Genomic DNA, 23631 nt, shown 5'->3' with positions numbered 1-23631 from the left:
ATTTAAAATAAAATTCTATACTTTTTTATGAATTTTATCGGTTTATATGTCATTTTTGCTTGTCTTAGTCCCTCATCGCCTAAATCCTGTTCTCTATTTATAAATTCTATATATTCAGGCAGATAACCTGCAAAGGCATAGTTAATGTATTGAAAACTTCCCTTGTAAGAAGCCAGAGCTTTTTCAAATAAAATAACGGCTGTTTTATTGTTTTGTGTTATTTCCGCCAGCGTCCAAGCTACGGGTTCATCCCAAACATATAGAATTATGCCCATCATTGAAGTCCTGCTTAAAATTGAAAGGGCATCTAAGGCTGCTTCATAGTCGGAATTTTCAGGATTTGAGGTTACTTTTGTTCTATTCCATTCCTCAAGCACTTTCTTGGCATCGTCTACATTTTCAAGGGTGAGAGGTTCGATTTTTATCTTGTCATAAGATTTTTCAAACTTATTTATATGGGTCTTTTTTTTATGAAAGTCCTTACCTTTTAGTTCAGCCAAATCTTTCCTAAGATAAACATAGTCAAAGTTATCTCTATCCTCTTCTATTTTTAGCTCTTTAAAAAAAGGCAGATTGAAGACATTGGTGTTATTATCTAAAAAAGATTTTGAAAGAATCATCCATTTTTTATATTTTGCCGATAATTCCTTTGTTATTTCGACATCTACTGTGCAGCAAGGTGTAATAAAAAAACTTTCACCCCTGTATTCTCCTAGTATTATCAACAGATTATCGGTTTTTGAGACTTGATACTTATAATTATGTCTAAAAAGGTATAAATTAAGAAAAGTAAGCTCCGATATTCCGTCAGGAAGCCTTTTTAAATAAAATTCCATTTCGGATTGCATTTCCAACGAAATGGGTGCAAATTCAGGATACTGTGGTACATTCATACTTATATCCTACTATTTTTAAGTAAAAACGGCAATAGATATTAAAAAATAATTATTTCTTATTTTTTATTGAAAATATATTTATATTGGGCTATAATACCTACGGTAGTCTATTAGGACTATCGATTGTAATTTTATTTTGGAGGATTGATTTATGAAAAAATTTATTTTTATTGTTTTAGTTTTAGGCTGTATTTTACCTTTATCGGCTCTTGATTTCGATTTTATGGACATATCCGGGGATGTAGGACTCGGTTATATGAATCATAATATGGTGACAGTTTATAACACGGATTCTCTTAAAGCTAATTTGGCACAAGGTTTAGGGGATGCTCTAGGACAAGGAAACCTTACAATGGATGCTCCAAAGTCTGTTGATTCGTATAATGCCTTGGCCCTGGGCTTAAAACTTAAAATAAGCTATGTTTATGCAAATATAAGCATAGGCTTTCCTTTTACACAGATACCTACAGGAGATGACCCTCTTGGTCAAAAACTAAAGGACATGGGGGCTACAAATAAGTTGAATAATTCCGTTATTGTTGATGGTCAGATAGGCTTGGGTATAAATATTTTAAAGAGCTTACCTGTAAATCTTTTTGTAGGAGGCGGTTTAGGTATAAACTATATTCAGACAAAAAGAAAACTTCCCGATGAATACGTCAAAACGATAAAAGATAAAGATGGCAATATCGTAGCAAGGGAACTTAACGAGACACGAAGTATCGCTATGGCGGGTCTGGGTATAAATGCAGCTTTGAATTACTATTTTACAAAAAATATAGGTATTTCTTTTGATATTAAAGATACGGTATATTTTATTCCGATGTCAAACCAAAGATATTACAAAGGAAAGGCAATAAACGGAAGCGGTTTTACTTATACGATTACCAGTGATGGAAAACAAGATATTAATTCTCTTATAAATTATTCATGGGCTAATAACCTTGCATTAAGATTGGCTGTTGCCTTTAAGCTGTAAAATAAGTATTGTTTTTAATAAAGCTGTAACAAATTCCGGTCTTCGGAGTTTTAACTATTTTTTCTAAATAGAAAAAAATGTGTTTTATAGGAGGTTTATTATGAAGCACAAAAAAATGATTTTAATTTTGATTATTTCGGCTACATCTGTTGCTTTTGCATTTGCAGATATTGCTATTTCGTTCGGCCCTGCCTTTACGAATTATTTTGTACATACTAAAAATGATGGCAATTTTGATACGTTTAGTGCCGATGTAAAAAATGCATTAAAAAATGCTAAAGAGGAAAAGAACAATGCTGCGGGTGCGGCTGTGGATCTTAGGGCAGGTATTTTTTATCTTATGACTCAAATTGCCTTTCCCGGTCAAAACCATAGCCAACTTGTAAAGGGAGCAACCTCTGAAAAAGATAAGTTTTTAGTAAAGAATGCCTTTATTCTTGACTCTCAGCTTGGAGTCGGCATCACCTTGCTTAAAAATACTCCTTTTAACCTATTTTTGGGAGGCGGTATAGGGTTAAATGCTATGAAGGCAACTCAATCTCTTTCTATAGCTAACCAGAATGTTAGTTACGACAAATTGGATGTAATGTTCGGTATGGGAGTTAATGTTCTTGCAAGCTATTATTTTACAAATATTATAGGTATTTATGCAGGTGTTGCCGATACTGTTTATTTTGCTCCTTTAAAAGTTCAAAAGACATTTAAAGTTGGAGATCAAGAATATACGGTTTCCAATACTAGCGGCAACATAAAAGATGTTATTGCTAACAGCGTAAACTTAAAATTAGGCCTTTCTATCAGGCTGTAAATTTCTAACTTTAATTAAAAAAGGCAGCTCTTGCGGGCTGCCTTTTTTGTTATATTTATTTTAATGAGTTTAAAACGCTCGAAAGTCTTGTTTTGTCGTATAGGTCTAAAGGCCGGCCTTCAGAAAATCTAACCGCTTCTTCGGTGAATGTCCCTGCACTCATACAGATTCCTGTTCCGCCCTTTACTTCTTTGAGGCGGGCATGCAGTTCCCGCAAAAGAAGTTCTCCTACCGTTCCTTGTGATCTAAAAAATCTAAAAATAACCGTATCCGAAAAGCGCGGGGTATCTATTTCTGCGACTATATCGGTATAGGCTGCCAATACGGAAATGTCAACTATTTTTACCTTAGCTTTCGGATAAAAGCGGGCTACAATCTTTCGGCAAAGAGCTACGAATTCGCTTTGCCCCGACATTAGATATATCTGCAAATTCTTGTTTTTATTTAATTCCTGATATCTCATTATTAAGGTTGCTGCATCTTTGTATCCCGGGCTTGTATTTTGAATTTCCTTCAAAAGATGAAGAGCTTGGCCTATTTCTTGAGTCTTGATATAAGCTTGTGCCAGCCTATACTTTAGCTCATTGGAAATTTCCGGGGATGCTCCTGTATGTTTTAAACCTATTTGGAAGTCTTCAATAGCTCTTTCCAATTGATTGGCCTTTGCCTTTATCATACCTGTATACAGGGCAGCCTGCGGCCCAAAAACCGGATCCACCCTAAGATGGTTCAATATCTTTAAGCAGCGGTCTGTTGCTTCCGTTTCATAAAAACATTCACCCATTGCAAATAAAACTTCTTTGTCATCGGGCTTAAAATCCAAAGCCTTTTTAAAAGCAGGTAAGGCCTCATTGTATTTATGTAAATTCTGAAAGGTATATCCGAGATATTTTGTAGCCAAAAAACTGTTTGGTTCAATTATTAAGGCTCTTTTGAAAAATTTAACCGCCTTTTCGTAGTCTTTTTCGAGATAATAGATATAACCTAAATTATAACTGACATCAATACTTTTAGGATTGATCGTTTCTGCCAAAAGAAAACCTTTTTTTGCTTCAGGGAGCCTGTTCGTTTTTGAGGCACAAGTTCCATACCTTATTGCAACATCCAGCTGCTTATTAATTTCGAGCGGTTTCATTCTATCCAGCAAGGCCGAATATGCCGTATATGCTTTTTCCCAGTCTTGGTCTTGATAATAAATATCCCCCATTATAAATAAACCTTCAATATCATGAGGGTTTTGGGCTAAGCGGCGTGAGGCTTCTTTCATTAAAGCTGCCCTGCCTTTAACTTTCTTTCTTCCTCCTCCCGCTGAGGATTTTTTCTGTGTAGCTATAAAGACAATGATAACAGCAACAATAATAATAATAAAAAAGGAAATAATAATAGTTGATACCATTCTCCTATTATGCGTTTTATTTTGAGATATGTCAATGGAAGATGAATTGAATTTATTAATAATCACGTCATAAATTACCGATAGCTGCAAATTATACCCTAGTCAACGGTTTTTATCTATGATATAATAAAAGATACGTTATTTCCTTGGAGGAGGTATGAAAAAAAGATTTTTTATGTTAATTTCATTACTTTGTATGGCTACAGTTTTTGCCGATCCTGAAAGCGGTTTTAATGAAGATGATATTCCGTTAAAAAAGGTAACTCTTTATTCTTCGGGTGTAGCCCATTATGAGCATGAAGGCATTGTAAAAGGGTCCGGTAAGATAGATTTATTGTTTCTTCCTTCCCAAATCAGCGATGTCTTAAAGTCCGTTTTTGTAAAAGACCCTGCCGCAAAGAATTTATCGATAAATTATCAATCGGAAGATACTCTTAAAAAAACAATGCAGAGTTTAAAGGTTGATTTATTCGGGAATGACTCTATTTTTAAACTTCTTAAGGCACAAAAAGGTGCCGAAATTGAAGTTTATACCCAGAATAAGATTACAGGTAAAATTTTAAGTGTAGATAAAATTGAAGATTCTAAAGCCGGTATTCTACTTTCCATTGTTTCGGCTGATGGTGTTAAGATTATATCTTTTAATGATGTGCAATCTTTCAAATTTACGGATCCCCAGAGAAATGAAGATTTGCAAAAAGCCTTAAGTCTCATTTTAGAAGCTTCGGCAAAGGAAAGAAAGCTGATTTCAATAGATATAGAATCGGAGGGTGAAAGGAAGATAGGACTTTCTTATGTTATGGAAGCTCCTATTTGGAAGCCTTCATATAGGCTCGACATGGGTAATACCAGTGCAGCATTTCAGGCTTGGGCAATAATAGACAACTCTACTGATATCGATTGGAAGGATGTAAAACTTACTCTGACAAGCGGCCGGCCGGTAGGTTTTAAACAAAATTTATATGAACCTTATTATACTGAGCGCGAAACTATTCCGATTCTTGCAGGTCAGGCGGCTAGTCCTGAAACCTTTGATTCCGCTTATGATAGCGATATGGTTTATGAAGAACCTATGGCAGTACCATTGATGGAAAAAAGGGCTTATTCTAAGGAACTTGCTTCTGCAATGGCCGATGACGACGGCTCTTCTTATTTTGAAAATCAGACTGTTGCCAAGACCTCGGCAGGAGAAATGTTTGCTTTTACTCCGGTTAAACCCGTTAATTTACCCAGACAAAAAAGCACTATGATTCCGTTAAGCCTTGTTTCTCTTCCGGCTCAAAAATATTCGGTTTTTTCGAATATGGCTTATGGGGCTGATGTGCACCCTAAGCTATGTATCAGTATCGAGAATAATTCCGGACTTAAATTTCCTGCAGGGCCTATTACGGTTTTTGAAAACGGAGAATATGTAGGCGATGCTATTTTGGAGTTTTTACCCGAAAAAGAAAAACGGTTTATAGCTTTTGGGGATGATATGGATGTGCGGGGGAGTAGAACCGAAAACTTTGACAAGCAAATCCAAACTATTAAAATTGTAAAGGGAGTGCTGCATCGGCAATACAAGTCGTCTAAGAACTCTATGTATACTATTAAGAATGCTGCATCAAAAGAACGCTCTATTGTGGTCGAGCATCCTATAAGCTCGGGATACAAGCTTGCCGATGAAAAAGCCTTGTTGGAAAAGACTTCAAACAAGTACAGGTTTAACATAAAGGTAAAAGCCGGTTCGCAAGGAAAACTTGAAGTAGTTGAAGAAAGACTTTTTGAAGAAATTTTGCGAATCAATACGATGGATAATAATGCAATGCTAGGTATTTATTCCAATTCGGAGATTCCTGAAAAAATAAAAAAAGCTTTTAAATCAATTTTAGATGAAAAAGCTAAGGTAGACAAGGCCCAAATTTCTTTAAATAATTTACAAAATGAACAAAAAGAACTTAATACCGAACAAGATAGGGTACGCAAAAATATTCAAGCTGTGGGCTCCGAGACTCAACAAGGAAAAATGTTCTTAGATAAACTTTTGGAGATAGAAAATTCCTTGGATAATTTAAAGAAGAAAATTGTACAAGCCGAAAAAGAATATTCCGGCATTCGCTTTGCTTTTTTAGATTATGTTGAAAAGATTAATATAGAATAAGGTTAATTAAGGATTCTCCTTATTGTGTTAAGACTTGCTAATTTAGTTATATTGTTGTATAATGGCGGCAGTGAATGTAATTAAGGAGAATGCCGAGTTTGTCTATAATTCAGTTTGTCTTTTATATAATTATTCTTCCCTGTATGTCGTCCGCTTTTTTTGTTTATATATTGATTAGGTTTTCAAAAAAACATAATCTATATGACAAAACAGGCGGAAGAAAAATTCATTCAGGTAATATACCTAGGATAGGAGGGGTTGGATTCGGGCTTGCTTACTTAATTTCCAGCATAATATTGCATTTTCGTTTTCCTGATTTGCGCTTAATGCATTCCAATTTTTTTTATATTGCTTTAGGAAGTATGATTATATTTATAATGGGCCTTTGGGACGATATAAAAAATTGGAGGGCGATTTTTAAGCTATTAGTTCAATCTTGTGCAGCCGTAATAGTTTTATACGGAGGATATACATTTAAAAAAATAAGTTTTGGGCCTATAGGCTTCTTTTGGTATATGGGGCCTGAAACATATTTAATTACTTTCTTATGGATAATAGGAATTACCAATGCAATTAATCTTGTTGATGGAATTGACGGTCAAGCCGGATGTTTAGGTGCTTCTGTACTCCTAACTTATGCTGCAATTTATTATGCTATTGGGATAAGCTATATGATCATATTTCGTATTCTTATTCTTGCATTTGCAATCATAGGATTTTTATTTTTTAATTTATCGCGTCCCAAAGCAAAAATATTTATGGGAGATTGCGGCTCACAAATCTTAGGTTTTGTATTGGCAATCCTTCCTCTTATACCTTCGCCCATAGGTTACGAATCGGCAGGACTGCAATTTGCCGCTGTTATTTTAATGCTGCCTATCTTTGATACTTTTGCAGCTATATGGCGCAGGGTGAGGGATAAACGTCCTATAGGTGAGGGCGATAAATTTCATCTTCACCATAAGCTTATGCTTATAGGTTTTAGTCCTAGAGGAGCTTTGTATATTTTTATGATATTCCAGCTTATAATAGATTTGTTTGCAGGAATGGCTATAGTTTTGCAAGGGGTTGAAGCTCTTATAATTTTGATAGGGCTGATACTTGTAGGCTTATTGTTTTTTACATTAATTCATTATGAAAAAGAAAAAATTTTAAATAAAAAATTGAGATAATGCGGAGTTACTTCTTTTATGGAAAAAAAAATCGGCAGATTGGTCTTATTTTATTGGCTGTTTCAATTTTCAGCTGTTTTTGCAATTTATAAGATATTTAACACGGATAAAGAAATTTTTAGTGCTTTTTTAATACATATAACTTTATGGCATTCTCTGCTTTTGCTTTTTTTGATTCTATATAAAGGAGAATTTGTAAATGTGGAGAATAATCTTTTACTTGAGAAAATTAATCTTGCAAATGCCATCACTCTTTTCCGCATAAGTTCGGTTCCTCTGATTGCCTTTCTTTTAAAACAAAATGAGATAAAATACTTTAAAATAATATTGGCTGTTGTGTTGATTTTGGTTTTTCTAACTGATTTTTTTGACGGTTTTATAGCAAGAAAATTTAATCAGGAGACAAAGATAGGCCGTATGCTTGATTCTATGAGCGATTATTCCCTCCTTGCTCTCGTTTCAATTGTATATTATCAGTTGGCGTTACTTCCGAATTGGTTTTTCTATCTCATCTTCGGAAGGCTGATGTTCCAAGCCATAGGTATGTTGTTTTTTATGTTGTTGAAATTCCCTGTTGAAATAAAATCTACGAAGGGAGGGAAGATAACAATAGCGGTTACTATGATTTTTTACAGTCTTAAAATGATACAGTTTTTTGTTAATTGTCCCGATAATTTTAAAAATTTCTTTTTAATCGCTGAATATTCCTGCGGATTTATAATTTTTGTATTTTTGTTTGAAAAGGTATTTATTTTTTATAATCATTATAAAAAATATCTCGGCACAAAAAATAAAAATTAAACAGTATTGCTCAAAAGAGGCGGATATTAAAAATAGGCCGCAGCCTTGATTTTTTTTCCAAAAAATTATACTATTAGAAAATTCATTTTCGAGGTGATCTATGGCTTTTTTTTATGATGAACCTTCGCATACATTCAGCGAATATTTACTGGTGCCGCGTCTTTCAGGAATCAAGCACGTTCCTCAGGCAGTTTCTCTTAAAACACCTTTAACAAAATACAAAAAAGAAACACCGCCTAAAATAAGTTTAAATATTCCTCTGGTATCTTCGATTATGCAGTCGGTTTCAGATCATAATATGGCTATTGCTCTTGCACGGGAAGGCGGCATTTCTTTTATTTTCGGCTCTCAATCTATCGAAAATGAAGCTAAGATGGTTGCAAAAGTAAAAAACTATCGGGCGGGCTTTGTCGAAAGCGATTCAAACATTACGCCCGATCAAACATTGAGCGATGTTTTAGACTTAAAAGACAAAACCGACCATACCACCGTTGCCGTAACCGATGACGGGACAGGACACGGAAAGCTATTAGGTGTGGTTACGGGCAGAGATTACCGCATAGGTCACACTGATTTAAATACTAGGGTAAAAGAATTTATGACACCTATCGAACGTCTCCATGTAGCAGAAGAAGGAATAAGCCTAAAAAAAGCCCAAGACATTATCTGGGAATATAAGCTAAATTCTCTTCCGATCTTGGACAAAAAAGGCTGTCTTGTTGCTTTTGTATTTAGAAAAGACTATGAAAGCAATACCGAAAATCCTCTTGAGCTTCTTGATGAAAAAAAGCGTTACATGGTGGGAGTCGGTATAAACACAAGGGACTATGAAGAGCGTGTTCCTGCCCTTGTTGAAGCGGGTACCGATGTGCTCTGTATAGACTCCTCCGACGGGTTTAGCGATTGGCAAAGGCAGACTATTCAATTTGTAAAAGAAAAATACGGGGACTCAATTCCTATAGGGGCTGGCAATGTTGTAGATGCCGACGGCTTTAATTTTTTAGCGGATGCAGGAGCCGATTTTATAAAAGTCGGAATAGGAGGCGGTTCAATCTGTATTACTCGCGAAACAAAGGGAATAGGACGAGGTCAGGCAACTGCCGTAATAGAGGTTGCTAAGGCCAGAGATGAATACTTTAAAAAGAAGGGAATTTATATTCCGATATGTTCTGACGGCGGAATTGTTTTTGACTATCACATAACCTTAGCCCTCGCTATGGGGAGCGATTTTTGTATGCTCGGCCGGTACTTTGCCCGCTTTGACGAAAGTCCCACAAATAAGGTACTGATTAACGGAAACTATATGAAAGAATACTGGGGTGAAGGTTCAGCGAGGGCTAGAAACTGGCAGCGTTATGATTCGGGCGGAGAGAAAAAGCTATCGTTTGAAGAAGGGGTGGACTCCTATGTTCCTTATGCAGGAAAACTTCATGATAACGTTGCTGTAACCCTAAACAAGATACGCTCAACAATGTGTAATTGCGGGGTTTTAAGTATTCCTGAATTCCAGCGTGATGCTAAAATAACTCTAGTTTCTTCGGCCAGTATTATTGAAGGCGGCCCCCACGATGTCGTATTAAAAGATATGAGCCATTCTTCAAGCTCTAATTACTAATTAAGAGGGACTCAATCCATTGCTAAAGGAGCATCTATATCTATTACTCAAAGAGCGGCTCTACCTAAATTTCGTACACTAAAAAACCGGTTTTGCCCATAGGTACTTCTTTAACAAGGTTGCCGTGATGCCATACAAAGGCTCCTCCTCCTACAGCCGGAGAATTTTCCTCTACAAGAGAGTTTATAAATAAAACCGGTTTATCGAGGATTGCAGTTCTTTCGGCGTAAGCAGAGGCTTCGCCGTTTTGCCATTCTTCCTTTGTATAGCTGCAAAATACCGGCCATAAAAAGACATCGGGATTAAGAGTTATAATCGGTTCCAGAAGTTTATCTTCCCACAAGTCGCCGCAAATAAAAACAGCAAGGCGTTTATCCTCAAAATCAAACTCAAAAAAATCTTTTCCCTCCCGATAGTCGGCACAGGTTCCGTCAATCCTCCAGCCTTGGGAAACTCTTTTGTAAAGGCAAATCATTTCTCCGTTTTTTCCGATTATCATATAAGAGCTGAAAATAGCTCCATGATCGTTTTCGATAAACCCGAAACCTATGCCTGTTTTTTCTTTTTTGGAAATTGAACGAATTTTTGCGATGGGCTCCGAGTTTATTTGGAGAGCTGTCAAAATATCTTTCTTATATTCAAAGCAAAGAGAATCAAAACCTTGTAAAAAACTTTCTCCAAAGAGAAGGATATCCGGCTTTTCATGTCTTGTCTTTTTTACAAAATTTTCAATTTGAGATATATTAAAATCAATATCATCGTTTTTATTTTCCGATGCACAAAGTCCGATTTTCATACTTTCCTCCATAAAAACTTTTTGCAGGAAGCATCAGCTTTCGAAAAAAGTTTTTTCAAGCAGTTTGTTCGCAAACTGCATACAATAATGCGATGTTTTGTTCAAAGCACAAAACTCGTCCGATAAACAGGGCGGATGAATTTCTGGCGAACTGTTTATCCATCCTCCATCATTTCAGTCAATAAAAAAAGGGGCATCCGATACAAAGCAAAAGCCGTTAGGAGCCCCCTATTTCAATTATAAGAAAATTTTCTTTAACAATAGATACTCTTTAAATAGTCTAAGTCCAATTCAGGATAAAGAACAAATTTGTGTAAGAGCGCATCAACTTCCTTTTGAATTTCCGCTTTTACGGCAGGGTCAACCACAACATTAGCCTTGCTGGGGGCTCCGCTTTTTGTTACACCGGGTTTTGAAGCCTTTAATACCCTGTCTATGATTGAAGCAATTTGTTTCATTTCTGTTTTGCCCATTCCGATTGTTGTAACTGCCGGAGTTCCAACCCTCAATCCGCTTGTCCACCAAGGGCCGTTCGGATCGAAAGGAAGGCTGTTCCTATTAAGTGTTACGCCGCACTCTGACATTGCAGTTTCCGCTTGCCGGCCGTTTAAGCCGTATTTTGTTACGTTAATCAACATTAAATGATTGTCGGTACCGTTGGTTTGCAGTTTCATTCCGAGCTTCATACATTCTTCTGCAAGAGCGGCGGCATTATCGCGTACGTTGTGCGCATAATCTTGATAGGCTTTGCTTGAAGCTTCGCGTAAGGCAACGGCTTTTGCAGCCATTACGTGCGGGAGCGGACCGCCGATTACTAGCGGACAGCCTTTATCTACAAATTCTGCAAATTCTTTTTTACAAAGAATCATGGCGCCGCGGGGGCCTCTAAGAGTTTTGTGAGTTGTAGTTGTAACCACGTCCGCCCACAGAACCGGATTGTATTCTCCTTCAAAAACTTTTCCGGCGACGAGTCCCGCAAAGTGGGCCATATCTACCATCAATACGGCACCGCATTTATCGGCGATTTCTTTAAAGCGTTTAAAGTTTATTTTCCTCGGATATGCGCTGTAACCTGCCAAAAGAATGAGAGGCTTCTCTTGCATTGCTTGTTTTTCAATTTCATCGTAGTTAAGCTCTCCCGTTTCTTTATCGACAGTGTACGAGCATGTTCTAAACATTTTTGAAGAAACGTTTTGAACATACCCATGCGTGAGGTGTCCGCCCGAATAGTAGTCCAAACCCATAAGTTTTTGGTTTCCTAGAGAATGGCGAAGCTCTTCCCAGTCCTTGTGGCTCAAGCCTTCAAGGCTCATTTTTTTTACCTTTCCATCTACAACCGTTTCAAATTTTTTTAAAAAAGGCTCTTCAACCTTGGCATTTAAGATAGCCCAATATGCTACGATATTTGCATCGGCACCGGAGTGGGGCTGAACGTAGGCATGTTCGGCTCCGAAAATTTTGCATGCTTCTTCACAGGCTGCATTTTCGACTGCATCGACGTTTTGGCAGCCTCCGTAATATCGGTGTTCCGGGAAGCCTTCAGCATATTTATCGGTCAACAGGTTACCCATAGCGGACTGAACTGCCAACGAAGAATAGTTTTCGCTGGCAATGAGTTTTAGGTGACTCCGCTGATTTTCAATTTCTTTAACAATGCTTGATGCAATCTCAGGATACACAGAAGCAACCTGATCCAAATTGGCCAAATATGCAACCATTGCTAACTTTGCATTTGGGCCTTCTTTTTCAAGGTATTTTTTTAAACCCTCTTTCATACTATAACTCCCATAAAAATGTGTTTTATACTATTACTTTATCATTATAACAATTTATGAAATTATATTCTAGCCTCCTCTGCACTTTTATAATAGTGTGTCAATATATTTTTTTAGAAAAATAAAACTTACAATTTAAATTTTTATTAAATTATAAAAATTTTCAAGGCTATAGGTAAAATTAATGTTTTGAAAAAGACCTAGACAATTTTTGTATACATAAGCATCTTTAAAACTCAAAGTTGAGTAAGGTTTTTTAACTGTGAAAATGGGCGGAATTTCAGTTGATGCTTTTGATTTATGATATTCGGCGGCATTTAAGATTGTTCCTTTTTTTCCTAAAATGCAGTCTTGCATAAATTCAAGCTGTTTATATCCGAAATTTTGCAGAGTGCTTGTGCTCTCAACGGAACCTTGAAAAATTCCGCACATTTTAAAACCGTTAAGCTGTTCAAAAAGATAGGAAAGACCTTCGCCTTCAGCTAGGATTTTTCCGCCGGCTTCGGCGAATTTTTTTATTGCAGTTTTCATTTTAATATTTTGAGAAAGGGCTTCTTTATATTTATTTATTTGGCCGTTTCCGAAATATAGAAAGTCGCAGTCCGGCAGTTTACTATCTTTAAGCGGAGAAAAATAACTCACCTCCGTGCTGTTTTCAAGTAAAAATAAATTTTCGGAATAATATAAATTAAAGGCTTCATCCATTGCAATGGATGTACGCATTTTTGTTTTTTTTATTTCTACCTTGCTGCCTGTTTTAAGGGGCTTAAATAAATTTAAAAAATTTTTTATATCTATATTTTCTTTTACGATTTTATATAGAACATCTAAAAAGTGTTCTTCCTTTAACCTGTCGTCTATGTCCAGCCCCAGATTTGATTCCTTAATTTCAAACTTGGAAACTTTAGGAAAAAAACCTAAGACTTGCAGTTTAAGATTATCCTCAATCATTTTTTTATAAAGTGGAAAAAGTTTAGGATTTAGCTTATTAAGTATAATTCCTTTTATTCTGTTTTTTGAAAATTCAATCATTCCTTTGAGTTTTGGAATAAGCGTAAACATTTCGCCCTGCGGCGAGTAAACCAATACAATATCGCTCCCGATTTTTTCTGCCGTGTCAAAGGAAGAATTTTCTGAGGTAGCTCCCATTCCGTCAAAGCAACCCATTACTCCCTCAATAAGGGCGTATTCCGAATTGGAAATATTAAGTGAAAACTCCATACCTTTTTGTCCCATCATAAAGGGGTCGAGATTTCCGGCTCTTTTGCCTGAGATAATTTCCAGTATTTTACGGTCAACCTGATCGGGACCTGTTTTAAAAGCCGCAATATCAAAGCCTTCTTTTTTTAAAGAATAAAGAAGAGCTGCTGTAATTACCGTTTTCCCCGAATTGCTGTTCGGTGCAGATATCATTATGCCTTTCATCTTCTATATTCCTTTTTGTTTGCGGGCAATGATTAAGGATATATAATCTTCATCTTCTAAAATTTTTTCTTTTTTATCTTTGAAGAGGATTGATTCATGTTCCATTGTTGCCCTTTTTATGTAAACATAGTCAAAACCTTTTTTTTCAAATTCTTTTATTATAAGATTTTTTTGTTTGAATGTTTTTAAAAGAGCAATAGATGAAGATGAATTTAAAATTTTTTCATTTAAATGATCGGTGATTGTAAGTACCTCGCCTTTTTCCGCAAGAGGAATTTGTGCTCTTCCTGCAGCAGCCACTGCAGAAGGAATTCCTGAAATAATTTGTAAATTGATTTCGGGTATTTTAAAATAGGGCATCATGTAAATAAAGGTACTGTATATCGTAGGATCGCCTATAGTTAAAATAACAGTGTTAGAATTTTCTTTTGTTTTTTCTATTATGTTTTCAGCTTGAATTTTATAATCTTCTTCAGATACAAAGCCCATAGGAAAATCAAGAAGCAAAACTTTTTTACTCTTTATAAAATCTTTTACCGTATCTAAGGCCATATTCTTTCCCTTGTTGTTAGAAGCAAAAATGAGGTCTGCATTTTCAAGAGTTTTTACTGCCTGTAATGTAAGATATTCAGGGGCTCCGGGTCCTGTTCCTACGGCAAAAATATTTTTCATTTTAACCTCGGTTTAGATTTATTGTATTTTCTAAAGATTTATAAATAATTTTACGGATCATGGGATATTCGCCTAGACCTTTTAGATTTGCATTAACTTCGTAGCCTTCATTTTTTAAAATGGTGTACCAGCTGTCTTCTTCATCTCCTGCCATATCGTTATGTGCATGGTCGCCTGCAACCATCATAAACGGGTAAAGTTCAATTTTTTTTATTTTGCGTTCGGCAAGAATAGGCAAGATATCTTTTAGTTCTACGGAGCCTTCAACTGTTCCTATCAAGACATTTTCAAGACCTTGCGAATTGAGTTTATTTTGCATGATCTCGTAGAATTTATCTGCCTCATGTGAAGAACCATGTCCCATAAAAACTATTGCCGTATCATCTTGGGGCTTTTTTAACTCAAGATCTTTTATAATTTCATCTAAGTTTGCTTTTTCGTGGAGTAGGGGAAGCCCTAGAACCGTATTTTCAAATAAAAGTTTTTCATATTCTTCTCCGGGGATTATATGGGTAGGCTGTATGTAAATTTCAGAAAAACCTTGCTCCTTTAAATTATCTATGAGTTCTTTAGGAGATGGAATATTTATAGAATCCCTCTTTTTTAAAATTCCTCTTACCATGCGGGATGTATAGGTGTGAAAAATTTCATAATCTTTAAAATTCTCTTTGATTTCTTTTTCGATAACGTCTATAGTTTTTTTTCTTGTTTCGGTATAGCTTGTTCCAAAACTTGCAATTACGATGGCCTTTTTCATTTTCTTTCCTTATTTATTTTATTTGTAAATTAATTTGTTATCGTTTAGTATAATACTAAGGATATTAAAAATCAAGACCGATAAAGATTTTTAATCTTTTAATCGGTCTCGACTTTTAATTTTGAATTAAGGTTTTTGGATTACCTTAACGTTTTTATTTTTTTATGTTCCCGGTAAATTTCATAAACTTGGATTTATCCAGTTTTGACAATGTTTCTTTATCGGCAACTACCATCCAGCTAACCTTTCCGTTTACTATATAATCATTTGTAACCCTTATTATATCCTCAGATGTAATTGCATTTATATTGTCTATCATTTTTAAATATTCATAAGGATTTCCATAATAAGCTTGGCTGTACATAATTTGAGCTGCTGCATCCGAATTGGTAAGTTGGTTCCCGAAAAAACCATTGATAAATTTGGATTTATAGGCTTCAAGGTTTTCGGCAATGGGTGCATAAGTATTTCCGCTGGATTGTGTTACGCTTCCTTCGCCTGATTTTATTCCCTGCCCCTTTAGATTAATTGTTTGTCCTGAAGCTAATACTGCAATCGCTTCATCAAAGGTTGTCTTTGCTTTTGTAGGTTTATCCGATTTAAAGACAACAAGGGAGCCGTAAGTTGAATTAAATCCGTGTGCGTTTGTCCATACCGAATAGCAGGCTGCATTTTGGGTTCTTACAATTTCAAAAAGAAGTTCGTTTAAGATTGTGTAAGTAAATCTTAATGTTGTAAAATCTTTTGATTGTACGGGCGGAATTATATAGTCGCCTCTTATGTAAGCAATCCCCTTAGACTCCTCAAAGGCTTCCGTAAAAAGATTTTGTTTTATGTCAAGCTTTTTTACTTCAGGTATCTCATTTTGCTTTACAGGAATTTTGCCTATGGTTTTATTTAATTGTGCAATTAGGCTTGAGGGCTTAAAGTTTCCGACTGCAACGATGAACATTCTGTCGGCTGTAAGTTTTTCTGTATACCATTGCTTTAAGTCTTCGATTTTCATAGCCGAAACGGAGCTTTCCGTTCCGTCCTTTTCGATAGAATAAGGATGACCCTTAAAAGTTTTTTCGTGAAGCTTTGTTACGGTAAAATCATAAGGATCGCTCATTCTTTTTTTAATATCCATCAAAGCCGCTTTCTTTACAAGCTCTAATTCTTTTTCATCAAAGACGGGATTCATAATCGAATCGGTAAAAACATCGAGCATTTGATTCCAATATTTATCTATTGTTGTTAAATTGAGCCATGAAAGATCTATACCTGTATTTGCGCTCATAGCACTTGAGTTTTCTGAAGATATTTTTTTTATGTCTTCATAAGAATATTTTTTTGAGCCCCGAAGCATCATACTCAAGGTTAGGGATTCCAAACCGTCTTTTCCTTCCGGAATAAGGGCAAGTCCGCCTGAGTAAACAACGTTCAGCGTGAAGATTCTATTGGTATCCTGTTTTTTTACAATTACCTTGATACCGTTATCCAAGCTGTATTCGCTTATCAAGGGAACATTGGACTTCATAAAACTGCTTGCAGTTTCAAGTCCCTCAATCTTCGGAGCAGGCGGAGTTGTTTTACATGAAAACAACAATACAATTATACATAGTGTAATAAATATCTTTTTTTTCATTTTTTATCTCCCCACCAAAAGCAATTTTCTCTGGTTATAAGATCAAAATTTTCTTGTTTAAATGCTTCTATTTCGTTTTTGTAGTCTTCGGTATTCATTCTTACAATGATAATCGGCTGATTTTCCAAAATATATTTTTGTAAAAATGAATCGATGTCGGCCTTCGTTACTTTATTCATATTTTTAAGATAATTGAAAAAATAATCGGCAGAGGCTGATGACCACCAAAAAGATAGAGTTTCAACAAAGTCATCCGGTTTTTCCAAGTTTAAAATTTCAGCGTCTTCTAATTGGCTTTTTACAATTTCAAATTCTTTTTTTTCAAAATAGGCGGCATCATTCTTTGTTTTTTCGATTTCGGCATAGATTGCTTTTTGAAAATCTTTAGCACGTTTTCCCGTCGGACTTGAAGGATCAACAAAGGCTACTGTGCCGAAGCTGATTTGACCTCCATCCCTTTGGGTATAATAATTTGCCCAAGTCTGATCTTTTTCATAAAGACTTGGAACGGCTTCAAAGATATTCTTTTTAAATTTACCTGCCGGCAGCCCATAGAGCGAGCCCCAAATATCGGCTGCATAAGTCGGTTTGGGTTCCCTAACTACATCCGGTCCCCTCATGTACATATAAAAAACAACCATACCTTTATAGAAACTGGGATCCGGATATACGAGATAAAGCGGTTCTTTTATAGCAGGGAAAGCTTGAGGATCAGGCATGGGATTCCAAGGGTCTTTACCTCTTTCCCAATCGCCGTAGTATTTTTTTACTTCATCGTAAACATCTTTAGGATTTACATCACCTGCAACAAAGATTGCCGCATTATTGGGAATATAATAAGTCTTTTGCATCTCTTTAAGCATTTCGGGCGTTGCAGCTCTGATGACCTCATCATATCCTCCGACATCACGCCTCCACGGATATTTTGAAAACATTCTTTTTGTTAAAGTTTCGGAAATAGGCACTCCCGGATTAGCCCTGTTTCCGTTGATTTCGTTGCATACTACATCTTTTTCGATTTCAAGTTCTTCTTTATCGAAAAGAGGATAGCGCATTGCATAAGACCAAAACTCCAAGCCCTTATCGGTTTTTTCGGACGGTAAGGTTATGTAGTAGGTTACATATTCGGTGGAAGTTCCTCCGTTCCAGCCTGCTACACCCAGCTCCGTCATGGCTGCAGCAAATTGAGTTTCTGTTTGATACTTTTTATTTCCTTTAAAGAGCATGTGCTCATATAAATGGAAAATGCCGCAAGTTTCCGGTGTTTGGGTAAGGGCACCGCACCTAAAAGTAACCTGAATACGGGTAAGAGGCACTGCATGGTTTTCGAGTACGAAGAGCTCCAAACCGTTGTCAAGTTTAAAAAAGCTCAATCCCGGAACAGGTGTGGATTCGGCAAACACAGGGCTTATCAGCATTAAAATGATAAGCATTGCCGAAAAAACTTTAATACGTTTCATTCAATTTCCTCCATAAAAAATATTAGATCTAAACATTATCACTTAGATCATAAAATAATTGTAACACAGGTATTAAAATTTTTCCAGCTAAAAGGTATTTTTTTTAATTTTAGAGAAGTTTATTTATTGTCTATGTAATCGGGCAGTCTTTTTTCGATGCTTGTTACGGTTTTGTTTAAACGCATGAGAAAGCAGCTTATAATCAGTAAGATTCCCGATATAATAAAAATGAGGCCTATGCCTCTGCCCTTTTCATTCATAATAGGTTCAAAAACATAATCGGCAAGAGGGCCTGCGCATAGATAGGCAATCGGTGTAATTGCCGCTAAGATGGCAGTCATAAGGGCCCCTACTCGTCCTAAAACATTTCTTTCTATCTTTATTTGAAAAATAGACATGAGCAGGGTGTTTACGTATGGAACGGGAAACATAAAGATAAAAAAGCCGGCCGTAATGATAATCCGGTTGAGCGTTGTTCCTGAAATTATAGGCCCTATGCTGCACAAGGATAATATTAAAAGAATACGTTTTATTTTATTTTTAGTATCGGGGATGAGGCTTGAACAAAGTCCTCCTAAAAGCATGGCAAGGCCTATACCGGCTTGTACATTACCGTAAGCTTGAGAGTTGTAAACGCTCATCATAAGCGGACCTAATAAAATCATTGAAAGGTTTGCAATAAAATTTAAAAAAGCAAAAAAAACTATCAGCTGCATTAAGCCTTCTTTTTGTATAAGATATTTCCATGCGTATTTCAGATCTTTAAGAGCTGCTAAAAATAAAGAGTCCTTTGTCTTTTCTATTGAGGGCTGAGGTATTTTTATAAAAGCAATGGAAGCTAAAGCAAAAAAGAATGAAACAAAGTCGATGATAAATAATCCTTTCAATTCTATCAGAGGATATAAAAAGCCGGCTATGACCGGAGCTAATAAATTTTGTATTGCAGATGAAAACTGTAAAAGTCCGTTAGCTCGTGTAAGCTTATCGATAGGTACAAGCGTGGGAATAGATGCACCAAAGGCCGGATTTTGAAATGTGCCCAATGTTCCTGAAATAAATACCAACGGGTAGACCATCCAGAGTTCAAGTTTGTTAAAGATGAGAAGGGTAACTATTAAAATTTTTAAAAAGGCATCGATACTGTCAGTAAGAAGAATAATAGCCTTACGTTTTTTTCTATCGGCAATTGAACCTGCAAAAGGGGCAAACAATAAAGCCGGTAATACCGTGCATACTGCACTCATTGCAAAGGATGCTGCACTCCCCGTTTTTTGAAAAATCCATATTCCGAGTCCGAAGGCAGAAAGAGCCGAACCTAACATCGAAATAAATTGTCCGAACCAAATAACTATAAATGTCTTCATTGTGTTTCTCCTAAAACCCTGTTCCTTCATATTTTTTTATGCTTTTTATAAATAATAGATATCCGATTATAAATATAATTATGGAATATATCGGTAAAAGAATAAATTTAATATTAAATGAATATTTAGATAAACTAAAAGCCGCAGGGTAGAATGCTATCATCGAAACAGGAAATATATATGTCAGAATAAACCGAATAAACGCACTATAAATAGATATGGGATATTGAGCAAAATCAAGCATATCCATTAAGGGTGAAAAAGCTTCTTCTATTTTAGGATATTTTATAGAAAAAGATGAAACTATCAAAAATATGCCGATAATACCGAGAGTTCCTGCACTTAAAAATAAGAATAAAGATAAGATAGTTATTATGCCTAAATTTAGGGTATAAGCCGAATATATAAAGATTAATAAACCGGTAATAATTCCAAAAACTTCGGATAGAGCAAAATTATCAAAGGTAATATATAAAAAAGGATTAACCGGAAGTTTTAATACCAAACTTAATTTACCTTGCAGTATATAAGTATTTGAATACCAAAGTGTCCAAGCAAAGAAACAATAAAAAACACCGACTGACATTGTATATAAAGAATAAATCAGCAAACACTCTTCTCTATTAAAGCCTTTTATTTCAAGAGTTTTGTTAAAAATAAAAACAAGAACCAATATTCCCATTATGGAATTTAAGACTCTAACAATTAACCATAAAATAGAATCATTTTTAAAAGAAAGCTGCTCTTTTATTTTTAAAACCAAAAGTTTATAACAATAATTCATTTATCCGCCCATTATCTCTATTTTTTTTATTGCCGTTCTATGAAAAATATAGGTAAACACCAAAAGAAAGAATATCCAATATAATTGTTTTGATATTAAATTAAATGATTTTAAATTGCTGCTATTTAAAACCTCAATAGGAATTTGATACAGTACTCGAAACGGTAAATAATTTAAGATTTTTTGCAAAACTTCAGGAAAAAAATCAAAAGGAATCAATGCACCTGAAAAAAATAAAAATAAAATATTTTTAATTTGAATAAAGCCTTCATTATTACCGTAAAAAAATACGCACAAGCCGATAATATAAGCTGTAAACCAATTAAATAAATATGCACAAAAAATCGAAAAAATAAACAAACATAAATTTACAATACCGTGATAGATATTTATATCAAAAAATAAAATTAAAACTATAAGCAAGGGCAGGGATTTTAATATAAATCTTGTAAGAGCTGCCGCAAAATCTTGTAAAAAGATATTAATGCCGAAATTAATCGGTCTTAATAAAAGAAAGGAAATAGAACCTGTTTGATAAATCGTTTGAAAATATCTATCCGTATTTACGCTGATAAAAGAACTGACTATAGTTATAATTGCAAAATAAGAAGTATAGTCCGCATTTCCTATTTGAGACCAAACCGAAGATTTTATTAAAAATAAAAACAACAAGGAAAATATAGAAAAAACAGCCGATATTTTAAAATATAAGTGCTGTTTAATATTTAAAGAAATAATTCCCAGTAAATATTTCATTCCGTTTTTTTATCCTTATAATAATTTAATAAAATTTTAGAAAAATCTTCATTTTCAATTTTTATATCATAAATATTTTCTTTATCATCTAAAGAATTAAAAATTTCTTCCATTGTAATCTGTTTGTCAACTTCAAACGAAATACTGTTCTTTTGAAGATCTTTATCTATAATGTTAAAATTGCTTTGTAGTTTTTCGGTTAAATCAATATGCTTTTTATACAAAAGTGTAACAATTTTAGACTTATTGTAAGATTCTATAAATTCATGAGTTCTTATATCTTCTTGTAATTTTCCGTTGTTTAAAACCAATAATCTTTCGGATAAATTGATTATATCATCTGAATTATGGGAAATTAAAATTAAAATAATATCATTAGATTGTTTATAAGTTTTTATCAGATTATAAAATTGTTCTTTTACTTCAAGATCCAAGCCTATTGTCGGCTCATCTAAAAGAAGGATTTTAGGATTATGAAACAAAACCAAAGCGATTTCGCACTTCATTTTTTGTCCTAAAGACATTTCTCTAATCGGCTTTTTTAAAAGATTTTCAAGTTTAAATAAATCAATAAGAGTGTTAAGTCTTTTATTCGCTTCATTTTTTTCAATTTTATAGATAAGCCTAAAAAGCTCTAAGGATTCTCTAAAAATCATATTTTGATAGAGCTGGCTTCTTTGACCAAAGATGACGCCGATATTCCGTTTGTATTCCTTTTGATTTTCATAGATGTTTTTATGATTGAATAAGATTTCGCCGCTCGTAGGCCGCAAAATACCCGAAATAATTTTTATTAAGGTTGATTTTCCCGAACCGTTTTTGCCGACTATCGCAACATTTTCATTATTCTCAATTTTAAAAGAAATATCCGTTAAAGCCTTAACTTCAGAATAATCGGGTTTAAACATATCTTTTACGATACCTAAAAGGCCGAATCTTCTTTCCTGTGTTTTATATGTTTTGTCAATATTTTTAAGTTCTATCATACTTTAAGGTAGATTATGACAAACATTATTAAAAATGTCAAGATTTTGTCTTTAAGTAACTTTAAATTTTTATATTAAAATGTATCTTTTTTCAATTTTCCTCTTGACAAATATTGTTATTCTGTATATATTTAATATATACAGAATAACAGGAGGCGGAGTAAGAGTGAATATTTTTTTAAATAATTCTTCAGGGGTTCCTCTTTATGAGCAGCTTTCAGAGCAGATAAAAAATCAAATTTTATCAGGCTCTTTAAAAAAAGAGGAGCCGATGCCTTCGATGAGGGCTTTGGCGGCCTCTTTGCGTGTGAGCGTCATCACTACAAAGCGGTCTTATGAAGACTTAGCCCGCGAGGGTTTTTTGTATTCGGTTCCTGCGAAGGGCTATTTTGTTGCCGATGTGAATTTTAAAAAGATTGAAAAATCAATAAAAAAAAGTATCGAAGAAAAATTAAAAGAAGTTTGCGGTCAAGCAAAAAAAATTAATCTAAATGCTGAGGATTTATATGAAGTCCTTAGACGTATTTATTAGACTTATAGGGGGTGTTTATGATATCTGATGATGTACTAAAAATCGAAAAACTTAAATTTTCGATAGGGCGCGGTAAAAAAGCTTTTTCGTTAAACGATATTTCTTTTTCGGTCCCGAGGGGCTGCGTTACGGGTTTGATAGGAGAAAACGGTGCAGGGAAAACAACCCTTATCCGCCTGCTTCTTGATATGTACCTGCCTGAAAGCGGAAAAGTTTTCCTTTTTGGTGAAGAGCTTAAAAGAGAGAATATAGAAATAAAGGAAAAGATAGGTTTTGTTATAAATGATAATTTATTTTCTTCATTATATACGGCTAAAAAGGCAGGAAAATTTTTAGCGGGAATTTATAAAAATTGGAATCAGGAGCTTTATGAAAAATATCTAAACGATTTTAAAATTCCTCCTTCAAGATTTTTGACTGCCTTGTCTTCGGGAACTATGCAAAAACTTCAAATTGCTATAGCCCTCTCCCACGGGGCAGAGCTTTTGATTTTAGATGAGCCTCTTAATTTTTTAGATCCCGTTTCCAAAAAAGATTTTTTGGATATTATAAGAAATTTTATGCTTGATGGAAATCATTCGATTTTAATTTCGAGCCATCAAACAAATGAGCTTGAAAAAATTTGCGATGAAATTGTTTTTATAAGTAAAGGCAAAAAAGTTTTCGATTCTTCGTTAGAAAATATTTATAAAAATTACGGTCTTTTAAAAATAGATGAAAAGGCTTTTAAATCTTTGTATAGTAATGATTATATAGGTTATAGAAGAACGGATTATGCTTATGAGGTTTTGGTTTCGGATAAAGACGATCAAAAATTTGGCGGAATGGTTTGCGAAGATGCAAGCCTCGAAGATATTATGTATTTTTATATAAGGAGAGAAATCTAA

General features: G+C 34.7%; 21 protein-coding genes. 8 read left to right on the top strand and 13 right to left on the bottom strand.

Translation table 11 applies throughout. The features are described 5' to 3' along the window. Positions 1-2: 2 nt before the first annotated feature. Complete coding sequence (locus tag E4N74_RS10325; protein WP_255817549.1) at positions 3-893, bottom strand: DUF2156 domain-containing protein; 891 nt, start codon at positions 891-893, stop codon at positions 3-5. A 154-nt stretch (positions 894-1047) separates the two neighbouring features. Here E4N74_RS10325 and E4N74_RS10320 point away from each other — a divergent pair, with 154 nt between their 5' ends. Further along, positions 1048-1875 (top strand): DUF2715 domain-containing protein, encoded by an 828-nt coding sequence (locus E4N74_RS10320; RefSeq protein WP_044977957.1) that lies wholly within the window; start codon positions 1048-1050, stop codon positions 1873-1875. A 100-nt stretch (positions 1876-1975) separates the two neighbouring features. Then, entirely contained in the window at positions 1976-2683 is a 708-nt protein-coding gene (locus E4N74_RS10315) for a DUF2715 domain-containing protein (RefSeq protein ID WP_255817540.1), read from the top strand. A 55-nt stretch (positions 2684-2738) separates the two neighbouring features. Here the strand turns inward: E4N74_RS10315 and E4N74_RS10310 are convergent, their stop codons facing one another. Next, complete coding sequence (locus E4N74_RS10310) at positions 2739-4079, bottom strand: tetratricopeptide repeat protein (RefSeq protein ID WP_255805209.1); 1341 nt, start codon at positions 4077-4079, stop codon at positions 2739-2741. 157 nt (positions 4080-4236) lie between these two features. Here E4N74_RS10310 and E4N74_RS10305 point away from each other — a divergent pair, with 157 nt between their 5' ends. From E4N74_RS10305 to E4N74_RS10290, 4 genes are all read left to right on the top strand, one after another. Further along, a complete protein-coding gene (locus E4N74_RS10305; RefSeq protein WP_255817538.1) occupies positions 4237-6222 on the top strand; it encodes a DUF4139 domain-containing protein in 1986 nt (661 codons plus the stop codon). A 98-nt stretch (positions 6223-6320) separates the two neighbouring features. Then, a complete protein-coding gene (locus E4N74_RS10300) occupies positions 6321-7394 on the top strand; it encodes an MraY family glycosyltransferase (protein ID WP_338113396.1) in 1074 nt (357 codons plus the stop codon). 18 nt (positions 7395-7412) lie between these two features. Continuing rightward, positions 7413-8195 (top strand): CDP-alcohol phosphatidyltransferase family protein, encoded by a 783-nt coding sequence (locus tag E4N74_RS10295; RefSeq protein ID WP_044977947.1) that lies wholly within the window; start codon positions 7413-7415, stop codon positions 8193-8195. 100 nt (positions 8196-8295) lie between these two features. Next, a complete protein-coding gene (locus E4N74_RS10290) occupies positions 8296-9810 on the top strand; it encodes an IMP dehydrogenase (RefSeq protein WP_255817536.1) in 1515 nt (504 codons plus the stop codon). Between the two features lie 64 nt (positions 9811-9874). Here E4N74_RS10290 and E4N74_RS10285 read toward each other — a convergent pair whose 3' ends face one another. From E4N74_RS10285 to E4N74_RS10235, 11 genes are all read right to left on the bottom strand, one after another. Continuing rightward, the gene (locus E4N74_RS10285; protein ID WP_255805207.1) at positions 9875-10606 is read right to left on the bottom strand and encodes a carbon-nitrogen hydrolase family protein; all 732 of its coding nucleotides are present in this window, start codon (positions 10604-10606) and stop codon (positions 9875-9877) included. Between the two features lie 254 nt (positions 10607-10860). Continuing rightward, on the bottom strand, positions 10861-12381 hold the full coding sequence (locus E4N74_RS10280; protein ID WP_044977940.1) for a glycine hydroxymethyltransferase: 1521 nt from the start codon (positions 12379-12381) through the stop codon (positions 10861-10863). 135 nt (positions 12382-12516) lie between these two features. Beyond that, positions 12517-13806: a cobyrinic acid a,c-diamide synthase CobB gene (locus tag E4N74_RS10275; RefSeq protein ID WP_255817534.1), complete on the bottom strand. Its 1290-nt coding sequence runs from the start codon at positions 13804-13806 to the stop codon at positions 12517-12519. Positions 13807-13809: 3 nt separating this feature from the next. Beyond that, a complete protein-coding gene (locus E4N74_RS10270) occupies positions 13810-14478 on the bottom strand; it encodes a precorrin-2 C(20)-methyltransferase (protein ID WP_044977937.1) in 669 nt (222 codons plus the stop codon). A 1-nt stretch (position 14479) separates the two neighbouring features. Beyond that, on the bottom strand, positions 14480-15235 hold the full coding sequence (locus E4N74_RS10265; protein ID WP_044977935.1) for a sirohydrochlorin cobaltochelatase: 756 nt from the start codon (positions 15233-15235) through the stop codon (positions 14480-14482). Positions 15236-15389: 154 nt separating this feature from the next. Further along, entirely contained in the window at positions 15390-16862 is a 1473-nt protein-coding gene (locus E4N74_RS10260; RefSeq protein ID WP_145475290.1) for a M16 family metallopeptidase, read from the bottom strand. Continuing rightward, positions 16859-18322, bottom strand: coding sequence for a M16 family metallopeptidase (locus tag E4N74_RS10255; protein ID WP_255805206.1), 1464 nt, complete (start codon positions 18320-18322; stop codon positions 16859-16861). The genes E4N74_RS10260 and E4N74_RS10255 overlap by 4 nt, the downstream gene beginning before the upstream one ends. Positions 18323-18441: 119 nt before the next feature. Further along, positions 18442-19686: an MFS transporter gene (locus E4N74_RS10250; RefSeq protein WP_255805205.1), complete on the bottom strand. Its 1245-nt coding sequence runs from the start codon at positions 19684-19686 to the stop codon at positions 18442-18444. A gap of 10 nt (positions 19687-19696) precedes the next feature. After that, complete coding sequence (locus E4N74_RS10245; RefSeq protein WP_255805204.1) at positions 19697-20470, bottom strand: ABC-2 family transporter protein; 774 nt, start codon at positions 20468-20470, stop codon at positions 19697-19699. Further along, the gene (locus tag E4N74_RS10240) at positions 20471-21226 is read right to left on the bottom strand and encodes an ABC transporter permease (protein WP_255817532.1); all 756 of its coding nucleotides are present in this window, start codon (positions 21224-21226) and stop codon (positions 20471-20473) included. It abuts the gene before it with no gap. Further along, positions 21223-22212, bottom strand: coding sequence for an ABC transporter ATP-binding protein (locus E4N74_RS10235; RefSeq protein ID WP_255817529.1), 990 nt, complete (start codon positions 22210-22212; stop codon positions 21223-21225). Before E4N74_RS10235 ends, E4N74_RS10240 begins: the two co-directional genes overlap by 4 nt. Positions 22213-22291: 79 nt before the next feature. Here E4N74_RS10235 and E4N74_RS10230 point away from each other — a divergent pair, with 79 nt between their 5' ends. Beyond that, positions 22292-22744, top strand: a complete 453-nt coding sequence (locus tag E4N74_RS10230; RefSeq protein WP_338113359.1) for a GntR family transcriptional regulator — start codon at positions 22292-22294, stop codon at positions 22742-22744. A gap of 17 nt (positions 22745-22761) precedes the next feature. Further along, positions 22762-23631 (top strand): ABC transporter ATP-binding protein, encoded by an 870-nt coding sequence (locus E4N74_RS10225; protein WP_255817527.1) that lies wholly within the window; start codon positions 22762-22764, stop codon positions 23629-23631.

The sequence above is a fragment of the Treponema putidum genome (assembly GCF_024401155.1).
GTDB lineage: Bacteria > Spirochaetota > Spirochaetia > Treponematales > Treponemataceae > Treponema_B > Treponema_B putidum.
Note: the sequence above shows the minus strand (reverse complement) of the source record. Positions and strands in the feature narration are given on the sequence as shown.

Bases quoted from the DNA above. Each gene is read 5' to 3' on its own strand.
- E4N74_RS10265 (WP_044977935.1), bottom strand. From the start codon at position 15,235: ATGAAAAAGGCCATCGTAATTGCAAGTTTTGGAACAAGCTATACCGAA.
- E4N74_RS10245 (WP_255805204.1), bottom strand. From the start codon at position 20,470: ATGAATTATTGTTATAAACTTTTGGTTTTAAAAATAAAAGAGCAGCTT.
- E4N74_RS10260 (WP_145475290.1), bottom strand. From the start codon at position 16,862: ATGAAAAAAAAGATATTTATTACACTATGTATAATTGTATTGTTGTTT.
- E4N74_RS10305 (WP_255817538.1), top strand. From the start codon at position 4,237: ATGAAAAAAAGATTTTTTATGTTAATTTCATTACTTTGTATGGCTACA.
- E4N74_RS10280 (WP_044977940.1), bottom strand. From the start codon at position 12,381: ATGAAAGAGGGTTTAAAAAAATACCTTGAAAAAGAAGGCCCAAATGCA.
- E4N74_RS10230 (WP_338113359.1), top strand. From the start codon at position 22,292: ATGTATCTTTTTTCAATTTTCCTCTTGACAAATATTGTTATTCTGTAT.
- E4N74_RS10285 (WP_255805207.1), bottom strand. From the start codon at position 10,606: ATGAAAATCGGACTTTGTGCATCGGAAAATAAAAACGATGATATTGAT.
- E4N74_RS10320 (WP_044977957.1), top strand. From the start codon at position 1,048: ATGAAAAAATTTATTTTTATTGTTTTAGTTTTAGGCTGTATTTTACCT.
- E4N74_RS10250 (WP_255805205.1), bottom strand. From the start codon at position 19,686: ATGAAGACATTTATAGTTATTTGGTTCGGACAATTTATTTCGATGTTA.
- E4N74_RS10225 (WP_255817527.1), top strand. From the start codon at position 22,762: ATGATATCTGATGATGTACTAAAAATCGAAAAACTTAAATTTTCGATA.
- E4N74_RS10310 (WP_255805209.1), bottom strand. From the start codon at position 4,079: ATGGTATCAACTATTATTATTTCCTTTTTTATTATTATTATTGTTGCT.
- E4N74_RS10275 (WP_255817534.1), bottom strand. From the start codon at position 13,806: ATGAAAGGCATAATGATATCTGCACCGAACAGCAATTCGGGGAAAACG.
- E4N74_RS10235 (WP_255817529.1), bottom strand. From the start codon at position 22,212: ATGATAGAACTTAAAAATATTGACAAAACATATAAAACACAGGAAAGA.
- E4N74_RS10315 (WP_255817540.1), top strand. From the start codon at position 1,976: ATGAAGCACAAAAAAATGATTTTAATTTTGATTATTTCGGCTACATCT.
- E4N74_RS10290 (WP_255817536.1), top strand. From the start codon at position 8,296: ATGGCTTTTTTTTATGATGAACCTTCGCATACATTCAGCGAATATTTA.
- E4N74_RS10255 (WP_255805206.1), bottom strand. From the start codon at position 18,322: ATGAAACGTATTAAAGTTTTTTCGGCAATGCTTATCATTTTAATGCTG.
- E4N74_RS10240 (WP_255817532.1), bottom strand. From the start codon at position 21,226: ATGAAATATTTACTGGGAATTATTTCTTTAAATATTAAACAGCACTTA.
- E4N74_RS10295 (WP_044977947.1), top strand. From the start codon at position 7,413: ATGGAAAAAAAAATCGGCAGATTGGTCTTATTTTATTGGCTGTTTCAA.
- E4N74_RS10270 (WP_044977937.1), bottom strand. From the start codon at position 14,478: ATGAAAAATATTTTTGCCGTAGGAACAGGACCCGGAGCCCCTGAATAT.
- E4N74_RS10325 (WP_255817549.1), bottom strand. From the start codon at position 893: ATGAATGTACCACAGTATCCTGAATTTGCACCCATTTCGTTGGAAATG.